Raw genomic sequence first — 9,151 nt, 5'->3', positions numbered from 1 at the left:
GCCTGAAAGTTGAGGAAGAACGATATGACGACCGCCCAATCACCCCCCTGATCATCCCCCTGTCGAGGAGAACTCGGAGGGGGTTCATGGAAAGCCGGCGAGGAACGAGCCGAGTCGAACCATGGCCTTGCCGCCGTCGCCCGATCTCTCGACTGGCGCCCTTCACTGCCGAGCCGGTATCCGGCCTTGGCGCGTATCGGCGCCCCTCGGGATGAACGGGTTGGAAATTGGCGCGAAGGCCCGGCATCCCCCACATCCGCTCGTGGTGAGCCGGCGAGGAACGAGCCGAGTCGAACCATGGCCTTGCCGCCGCCGCATGATCCCTCGACTGGCGCCCTTCACTGCCGAGCTGGTATCCGGCCTTGGCGCGTATCGGCGCCGCTCGGGACGAACGGGTGTATCCGTCCGTTCGTGGTGAGCCGGGCCTTCGTCGACTCGGGCAATCTTGCAAGACACCATGGAGGCCCGTGTCGAACCACGGCCATGCCGCTGCCGCAGGACTTCTCGATGGGTATCGCTGACGCGTGCGCTCCGCGCTGCGCACCAGGGCGTCAAAAGCTTTATCCAAGCTTAATTTTTTGAATTTTTTCCTGAGGAAGGGCCTGGGCTCAAACGTTATCGATAGTGATATGACAATCATTATCATTATTGCAGGGGACGTTTGAGCGATGAGCGTTAGAGAGATGGCGGCTCGGCGGCAGCCCTGGGCGCCGAACAAGCTGCGCCTGGCCGTGACCTTGGCGATGGCGCTGGGAGTGGGACTGGGCGCTGCGCCGGCGCTGGCGCAGACGGCGCCCTCCGCCCAGGAAAGCGCCTTCAGCGCCGAGTACGATTTCGATATTCCCGCGCAGCCGCGCCTCGCCGCGCTTGGCGCTTTCACCGCCACCACCGGGCTCTCGTTGATCCGCCCCAGCGACCAGGCGATCGCTGGTCAGGCGCCGGCGTTGCAAGGGCAGATGAGCGCGGCCCTTGCCCTCGACCGGTTGCTCGAAGGCAGCGGCCTGCGTGCGCTGGTCCAGCCGGGAGGTGAGGTGCTGCTGGAGCCGCTGCCGAGCGCAGGCGCCGCGCGACTCGAACAGCTCACCGTCACCGCGAGGCGCGATGATTGGGTCTACCAGACCCCGCGTTCGGTCAGCGTGATCACCCGCGAGCAGATGGACCGGCTGCCGGTGCGCCACGCTGCCGAACTGCTCGAGGAGACCCCGGGGGTGACCAGCGCGGTCAATCGCCTGAATCCGGGGCTTTCGATCAACATCCGCGGGATGCAGGACTTCGGCCGGGTCAACATGATGATCGACGGCATGCGCCAGAACTTCGTCAGCAACGGCCACCAGCAGCGCAACGGCGAGATGTACGTCGACTCCGAACTGCTCTCCGGCGCGACAGTCGAGCGCGGCCCGCGGGCCGACGTGCACGGCGCCGGCGCGATCGCGGGACAGGTCAACTTCTCCACCCTGGACTTCGACGACCTGATCAAGCCCGGCCGCGATTTCGGCGGCCGGCTGCGCGGCAACACCGGGCTCGGCGGCGAGGGCAACGGCGTCGACTTCATCGGCAGCCTCGCCGTCGCCGGGCGCATCGACGACCGGCTCGAACTGCTCGCCGCCCGCTCGCGCCGTTCGATCGGCGACTACGATATCGGTCGGCATGGCGGCAATGGGCTCAACCGCGCCTGGACCGATACCGGCTACGACGGCTACTACGACAGCGTGAAGTTCGCCGACCAGCAGCAGGATTCGCAGCTGTTCAAGGCGAAGTACAAGATTTCGCCCGAGCAGTCGATCCAATTCAGCTACATCGGCACCGAGATCAGCTACGCCAATACCACCGATGCCGACACCTCGCTGCAGGCAAGTGGCACCCCCTGGCGCAGCCTCGGCAGCTCCAGGGTCGAGTCTGAGAACTTCGGCCTCGACTACAAGTGGAACCCGAGCGACAACGACCTGATCGATCTCAACGTCAAGCTCTACTACGTCGATACCAAAAACCGCAACTACAGCAACCCTACCTATCCGGCGAGCGGCTCCGTACTGGTCGATTACGCCTGGGACTACGGCTACTGCGACCTGGATCCGATTCCGGACTCATGGGCGAGCTCCTGCAGCTACGGTACTGGCCGCAACCAGCGCATCGAGATGGAGACCTATGGACTGCAGATCGACAATACCTCGCGCTGGCAGCTCAATCAGACCACCCAGCTGCGCGCCAACTACGGGCTCGAGTACTTCCAGGACCGCGCCGAGTCGTGGATCACTACCGACCGCGAGGGGCGCCAGGTCAGCGCCGCGGCGGGGGATACGCTGAACCCCATGGGCAGGCGCACCATGGGCAGCCTGTTCACCAACCTGACCCTCGAGGACGACTTCTACACCCTCTCCGCCGGGCTGCGCTACGACCGCTACTGGCTCAAGGGTGATACTCAGGTATGGGGAACCAAAAGCAACTATGTCAGCCGGCTCGACCGTTTCATTAACTACAACTGCGCTCGATCCACTGCAACTAGCGTGGCAGCCTGCGAGGCGGCACGCTTGGGCGGTGAAGCGGGAGCGAGTGCTTTTCCTAACTCCAACTATTGGACTGCGAGCCGCTATTCGCCGGGCTGGGAAGACGAACAGGTGCTCAACGACTACCACGTCGATCGCTCCGAGGATAAGTTCCTGCCCTCGCTGGGGGCAGCGATCCGCCCGGCCAGCTGGCTCGAGCTCTACGCCAACTGGGGCAAGTCGTGGCGGCCGCCGGCACTTAACGAAGCGTTGATGGCCGGCAGCCACCCCGGCGACCCCTTCGCCAGAATGTATCCCAACCCCTACGCCGAGCCGGAGACCACCACCAGCTGGGAGGTCGGGGCGAACACCACCTTCCGCGACCTGTTCACCCAGGGCGATATGCTGTTCGCCAAGCTGAGCTATTTCGATACCAAGGCGGACAACTACCTGTTCACCTCGATCCAGAACCAGCGGCCGGGCGATGTTTATGGGGGGCTGGGCAATCTTGTGTTCAACAACAACCTGGCCCAGACCCGCTTTCGCGGTATCGAGCTGGAGAGCCGCTACGACGCCGGCTGGATCTATGGCGGCGCCACCTACACCCACTATGTCGGCGGCCCCAACACCTTCTGCCAGAAGCGGTGGTGGCTGGGCAGCGGTATCTCGCGCTATGACCAGCCCAACGAAGACGGCTCGATGACCGAAGAGCACCAGCAGGCGGTCGCGGATGGCTATGACTCCTACGAGGAGAGCCTCGACGACGAGGTGCTCTGCGGCAACCTGGCCTACAACAGCGTAGTCGCAATGCCGGTCGACAAAGGTAGCGCCAACCTCGGCGTGAGGCTGTTCGACCGCCGCCTCGATACCGGGGTGCGTTTCAACTACAGCGGCAGCGGCTGGTACAACCGCTCGACCGGCGGCGGCCAGACCTGGTACACCACCACCACCTGGGACTGGTACGGCAGCTATCTGCTCAACCCCAACGTCAAGCTGATGGCCTCGATCGACAACGTCACCGACCGGATGTACCTGGACGGCTACTCCGACGCGCTGGCGCGCACCTGGGCGCCGGGGCGTACGGTGCAGATGGGCTTCGAGATCCTGTTCTAGGGTCTACGAGGCGATAAGGACATGCGAGGCGATTCGCATGTACGGCGGCCGACCGGCCGCCGTCGAGGGTGTCGAAGACATTCTTCGGCATCGACTATTGATGCTTTTGGAGACTACTCGATATGGCAGCATCCATCTCTTCCTATGACGAAAACGAGTTCCCTACTGGTTTCTCGCTGGGCAACAGCTTGTACGATGTACTGATCGAGTTCCAGAACAGTGGCCTCGAAGGTTCCCACCCCAACAATACCGGCGGCTTCTATGGCGGCGGTTCGTTCAGCGGCACCAGCTACTCTTACGTCGATGCCAGCCTGGGCTTCGCCTTCCAGGCCACCGGTGACCTGAACTACTACTTCCCGCCGCTCAACGGTAACGTCGGCGATGGACCGACCTCGCACACCCTGTGGGGCTCGATCGATTCGATCACCCTCGGTGGTGGTCTCAATTCGGATGGCTCGGTAGCGGATGCCTTCATCACCTTCACCTTTGATGAGGCGATCACTGGCGACGTCTCCGAAGGGCGCACCAACGATGTCCACGATGTCATCTGGGGCTTGATGAACGGTTCGGTGGTCGGCGCTGACGATAGCATCGGTACCGGCACCAACGGTGGGCTGGTCCAGGCGCTGATCGACAACGGCCTCGACGTCGATGCATCGATCGCCTCGCTGGTCGGCACTGCGTCCGCCACCGATGCCGATCTGGCGCTGGCCGCCTGATCCCAGGCGGATGGTGGTGATCCCTACCGGGTTCGCCTAGTAGGGCAAGGGTCGCACGGGAGGTTCGCCGTGCGACCTTTCGATGAGAAGAAGTCTCATTGTATTTTGTCGTATCGGCGCGGATGATCGTCCGCGCCAATCGCGCGTTTCGCGCCAGATTTCGTCTGCTAGTCGACCAGCGAGCACATCGATGAACCCTCCAAGCCATGTCTCCGGCGCCGCCCCGCCCAAGGATGAGATTCGCGCTGCGCTGACCTGCCACCGCGGTGGATTGCGCAGCATTGGCGCGTTCAGCGCAGTGATCAATCTGCTGATGCTGGTGCCGGCGCTCTACATGCTCCAGGTCTACGATCGGGTGCTCGCCTCCGGCAACGAATTCACCCTGTTGATGCTGACGTTGATCGCGATCGGCCTGCTCGCGCTGATGGGGGCGATGGAGTACGTCAGGAGCCTGACGGTGATCCAGATCGGCTCGCGCTTCGATGCACTGCTCGGCGCGCGGGTCCATCAGGCCGCGTTCGAGCGCGGCCTGGCCGGTGGCCAGGCCAGCGCCGGCCAGGCGATCAACGACCTCAACGCACTGCGCCAGTTCCTCACTGGCAATGCGGTGTTCGCCTTTTTCGATGCGCCCTGGTTTCCGCTCTACCTGCTGGTGATGTACCTGTTCCACCCCTGGCTCGGCGTGCTTGCCACCGTCGGCGCGGCGCTGTTGATCGCGTTGGCCTGGCTCAACGAGTGGCTGTCGCGCCGGCCGCTGGCGGAGGCGGGAACGCTTTCGGTGCGGGCCAACGCCAGCGTCGAGGGGCAGCTGCGCAACGTGGATGCGATCGAGTCGATGGGCATGCTCGGGCGTCTGCTGCGGCGCTGGCGGGTGATGCATCGCGGCTATGTCTGGCGCCAGGCGCTGGCCAGCGAACGCACCGCCTTGATCAGCGCGATCTCCAAGAGCCTGCGTATCGCGCTGCAGTCGCTGGTGCTGGGGCTTGGCGCCTGGCTTGCGATCGAGGGGCGGATCAGCCCGGGGATGATGATCGCCGGCTCGATCCTGATGGGCCGGGTGCTGAGTCCGATCGATATGGTGATCACCGCCTGGCGGCAGTGGAGCGGCACACGGCTCGCCTACCAGCGGCTCAAGACGCTGCTCGATGAACATCCGCTGCGCGCCCAGGGCCTGCCGCTGCCGCCCCCCAGTGGCGTATTGCGCTTCGAAGGGGTCACCGCGGTGCCGCCGGGGGCTCAGCTCCCGTCGGTGGTCAATCTGAGCTTCGAGCTGCCGGCGGGAGAGGTGCTCGGAGTGATCGGGCCCTCCGGTTCCGGCAAGTCGACCCTCGCCCGGCTGATGGTCGGGGTCTGGCGGGCCCGGATCGGCAAGGTGCGCCTCGACGGCGGCGATATCCAGCAGTGGGAGCGTGAACGACTGGGCGGGTACATCGGCTACCTGCCGCAGGATGTCGAGCTGTTCGCTGGCACGGTGGCGGAGAATATCTCGCGCTTCGCCGAACCGAGCGATGAGCCCGATGCGGACGCTGCGCGGGTGGTGGCGGCGGCTCGGCTGGCGGGTGCCCACGAGCTGGTCCTCTCCTTGCCCCAAGGCTACGACACCCCGCTCGGTGTCGGTGGCCTCGGCCTCTCCGGCGGCCAGCGCCAGCGTATCGCACTGGCGCGAGCGCTCTACGGGCCGCCGCGGCTGGTGGTGCTCGACGAGCCCAATGCCAGCCTCGATGAGGCTGGAGAAACCGCTTTGCTCGAAGCGCTCGCGCGGCTGCGCGAGCAGGGCGTCAGCGTGGTGGTGATCACCCACCGGCCCAAGGTGCTGGCCGCGACCACGCGGCTTCTGGTGCTCAAGGCTGGCCAGCTGCAGATGAGCGGAGCGACCCAGGAGGTGCTGGCGCGGCTGCGCGGCAACGGCGCGGGGAGCCAGCCGAAGGTCACGCCGATGGGGGCCGCGGCAGGGAGCTATCAGATGGCGAGTGTCACCCTCGGTGGACGTACGCCGGGAGCCCAGGGATGAAAGTCGAGCACCCGAGCGAGATCGAACGCGGTAGCGAGGCAAAGGCGCTGCCGGATTGGCAGGCACTGGCGGGCGAGCCGGCACGGCTGGAGCAGCGGCATCCTGCGCGTCTGGGCTGGTGGCTGCTGCTGGCGGGATTCGGCGGCTTCCTCGCTTGGGCGGCGCTGGCACCGCTCGATAACGGCATCAACATGCCTGGCACCGTGATGGTGGCCGGCGAGCGGCAGGCGGTCGAAAGCCTCGGCGGTGGCGTGGTCGAGACGCTTTCGGTCGGTGAAGGCGACCGGGTGAGCGCGGGCCAGCCGCTGGTGCACTTCGACCCCACCCGGGCGGCCAGCGCACTCGGCGACATCGATGGCCAGCTCGAGGTGCTGAGGGCGCGCGAAGCGCGGCTCATCGCCGAGCGTGATGGGCTGGATGGCGTCGTCGCGCCACCGGGTCTCTCTATCGAGGATGACAGCGCCTTCGAGCTCCAGCGCGCTCTGTTCGACAGCCGGCGTGCCGCGCTCGAGGGCGAACTGGCCGGGATCCAGGCCTCGCTCGCCGGCCAGCGCGCGGCGCTGGCCGGGATCGAGTCGTCGCTGACCGCCCGGCGCTCCCAGCGCGCGGTGCTCGAGCAGCAGTGGCGCAATCTCAGCGGTCTGGCCGATGAGGGCTACGTGCCGCGCAACCGGCTGCTCGAGCTCGATCGCCAGCGCAGTCAGCTCGATGGTGAGATCGCAAGCGATCTAGGCACCTTGGGCCAGACCCGTGAACAGATCAACGAACTCGAGCTGCGCGCGCGCAGTCGTCGTGACGTCTTCCAGCAGGAAGTGCGTGGTGATCTTGCCGATGTCCGTGGCCAACTCGACCAGCTGGTCCAGCGCCGCGCTGCGGCCGAATTCGAGCTGGCGCACCAGGTGGTCCGCGCGCCGGTCGACGGCACCGTGGTGGGGCTTTCGCTGCATACCGTTGGCGGCGTGGTGCAGCCCGGCGCCCGGCTGATGGAGATCGTACCGCTGGAGCGGCCGCTCACCGTCGAAGGCCAGCTCGCGGTCGAGAGCATCGACAAGGTGGTGGCGGGCCTGCCGGTGGAGCTTGCCTTCACCGCCTTCGATCGCAGCAGCACACCGCGTCTCGAGGGCGAGGTGACGCTGGTCTCCGCTGATCGCCTCGAGGATGAGCGCAGTGGCATGCCGTTCTATCGCGTCCGGGTCGAGGTAGGACCCGAACAGCTGGCGCGGCTAGATGGTCGGATGCTGCGCGCGGGTATGCCGGTCGAAGTGTTCGTCCGCACCGGCGAGCGCTCGTTGCTCAACTACCTGTTCAAGCCGCTGCTCGATCGTGCCCGCACTGCTTGGGGCGACGCATGAACGGCTGTCGTTCGGGATGGTTCGGCCCACTGCCGCTGCTGCTCGCGCTGATCGCCTTCGCCCTGCTCCAGCGGGTGCCCAACGCCATGGCGGTGGAGCCCGAGGGTGTCGATTTCGCCATGGCCTACCGGATGGCGCTGGAGATGGACCCCACCTGGCTTGCCGCCCGCGAGCGAAGCCGTGCCGATGTCGAGGAGCGCGCGCTTGGACGCGCCGGGCTCTTGCCCAACCTGAGCTATCGCTACTCGCGGGCAAGGAACTGGTCGGAGGTTCGCCAGGACACCGCGGCGGGAGAGATCACCAGCGATCTCGACTACTCGAGCTATTCCTCCGCTTTCACCCTGACCCAGCCGCTGTTCGATGCGGCGGCCTATGCCCAGTACCGTGAAGGCCAGGCCAGGGCGCAAGCCGCCGGGCTGACCCTGGAACGGGCGCGGCAGGCCCTGGCGGTGAGGGTGCTCGAAGCCTATACCGCGGTGCTCTACGCCGAGGACCAGCTGGCGCTCGCCGAGACCCAGCGCCGCTCGCTGGAGGAGGATACGCTCCGGGCGGCGGCCTTCGTCGCCGGTGGGGAGGGCACCCGCACCGACCAACTCGAGATCGAGGCCCGGCTGCGCGTGGTCGAGGCCGAGGAGATCCAGGCCCACGACGCACTGCTCGACGCCCGCAACGCACTGCGCGTGCTGACCGGTGCGGTGCTGCTCGACGCACCGCTTGCCAGGTTGGATCAATCCGCATCGTTTGCGCTCGATGCCGAGCGCCCGCTCGAGCAGTGGCAGCAGCTCGCGCTCGAGCGCAACCCAGAGCTCGCCGCTGGCCGCCGCCTGCTCGAGGCGTCCAGGCAGCAGGTCAAGGCCGCGCGCGCCGGCCACTTGCCGAGCATGCGGGTCTATGCGCGGCGCCAGCTCAACGATTCGAGCGCCGAGAACCAGGTCGGCCAGCGCTACGACACCGACAGCCTCGGAGTCGAGGTCAACCTGCCGATCTATGCCGGCGGTCGGGTCTCCGCTGCCAGTGACCAGGCCCAGGCGGAGCTGGAGGAAGCCATTCATCGGCTCGATGGTACGACGCGCGAATTGCTCAACGATCTCGAGCGGCAGTACCGCACCCTGCTCAGCAGCCAACGAAGAAGCGATGCCTATGCCCAAGCGGTGAGCGCCGCGAGCCAGCGGCTCGAGGCCACCCGACGCAGCATCCTTGGCGGCGAGCGTACCAACCTCGATGCGCTGGATGCCGAACGCCAGCGTTTCGAGACGATGCGCGACTTCCAGCGCGCGCGCTACGACCAGCTGCTCGCCTGGCTGTCGCTGCGCTGGCAGGCGGGCGTGCTCGAGCAGGGCGACATCGATAAGGTCAGCGCGCTGTTCGCATCCGCTGGTTAGTGCCCGGCTGGCGGCGCTTTTGGACCAGGCCATCGGCCTGAATACCACCCTACAACTGCATAAAGAAGAGGAGGCCGGCGATGGGGACGAG

At 66.2% G+C, this 9,151-nt stretch carries 5 protein-coding genes; all 5 read left to right on the top strand.

The genetic code is table 11. The features are described from left to right. The first annotated feature begins 668 nt into the window (after nucleotides 1–668). The 5 genes from Q376_RS23840 to Q376_RS0120700 all read left to right on the top strand — a co-directional run bounded on the left by Q376_RS23840 (nucleotide 669) and on the right by Q376_RS0120700 (nucleotide 9,060). Nucleotides 669–3,596 carry a TonB-dependent receptor gene (locus Q376_RS23840; RefSeq protein WP_211266743.1) on the top strand — a complete coding sequence of 976 codons (2,928 nt, stop codon included), beginning with the start codon at nucleotides 669–671 and terminating at the stop codon, nucleotides 3,594–3,596. A 122-nt stretch (nucleotides 3,597–3,718) separates the two neighbouring features. After that, nucleotides 3,719–4,315, top strand: a complete 597-nt coding sequence (locus Q376_RS0120715; RefSeq protein WP_027351909.1) for a heme acquisition protein HasA — start codon at nucleotides 3,719–3,721, stop codon at nucleotides 4,313–4,315. Between the two features lie 190 nt (nucleotides 4,316–4,505). Continuing rightward, nucleotides 4,506–6,326 carry a type I secretion system permease/ATPase gene (locus tag Q376_RS23835; protein WP_043449245.1) on the top strand — a complete coding sequence of 607 codons (1,821 nt, stop codon included), beginning with the start codon at nucleotides 4,506–4,508 and terminating at the stop codon, nucleotides 6,324–6,326. Then, on the top strand, nucleotides 6,323–7,678 hold the full coding sequence (locus Q376_RS0120705; RefSeq protein ID WP_081803693.1) for an HlyD family type I secretion periplasmic adaptor subunit: 1,356 nt from the start codon (nucleotides 6,323–6,325) through the stop codon (nucleotides 7,676–7,678). Before Q376_RS23835 ends, Q376_RS0120705 begins: the two co-directional genes overlap by 4 nt. Then, the gene (locus tag Q376_RS0120700) at nucleotides 7,675–9,060 is read left to right on the top strand and encodes a TolC family outer membrane protein (RefSeq protein WP_043449242.1); all 1,386 of its coding nucleotides are present in this window, start codon (nucleotides 7,675–7,677) and stop codon (nucleotides 9,058–9,060) included. Before Q376_RS0120705 ends, Q376_RS0120700 begins: the two co-directional genes overlap by 4 nt. The last annotated feature ends 91 nt before the right edge of the window (nucleotides 9,061–9,151 follow it).

The organism is Halotalea alkalilenta DSM 17697 (assembly GCF_000621205.1).
GTDB lineage: Bacteria > Pseudomonadota > Gammaproteobacteria > Pseudomonadales > Halomonadaceae > Halotalea > Halotalea alkalilenta.
This window is presented reverse-complemented; position numbering and strand designations above follow the sequence as displayed.

Bases quoted from the DNA above. Each gene is read 5' to 3' on its own strand.
- Q376_RS0120700 (WP_043449242.1), top strand. From the start codon at position 7,675: ATGAACGGCTGTCGTTCGGGATGGTTCGGCCCACTGCCGCTGCTGCTC.
- Q376_RS23840 (WP_211266743.1), top strand. From the start codon at position 669: ATGAGCGTTAGAGAGATGGCGGCTCGGCGGCAGCCCTGGGCGCCGAAC.
- Q376_RS23835 (WP_043449245.1), top strand. From the start codon at position 4,506: ATGAACCCTCCAAGCCATGTCTCCGGCGCCGCCCCGCCCAAGGATGAG.
- Q376_RS0120705 (WP_081803693.1), top strand. From the start codon at position 6,323: ATGAAAGTCGAGCACCCGAGCGAGATCGAACGCGGTAGCGAGGCAAAG.
- Q376_RS0120715 (WP_027351909.1), top strand. From the start codon at position 3,719: ATGGCAGCATCCATCTCTTCCTATGACGAAAACGAGTTCCCTACTGGT.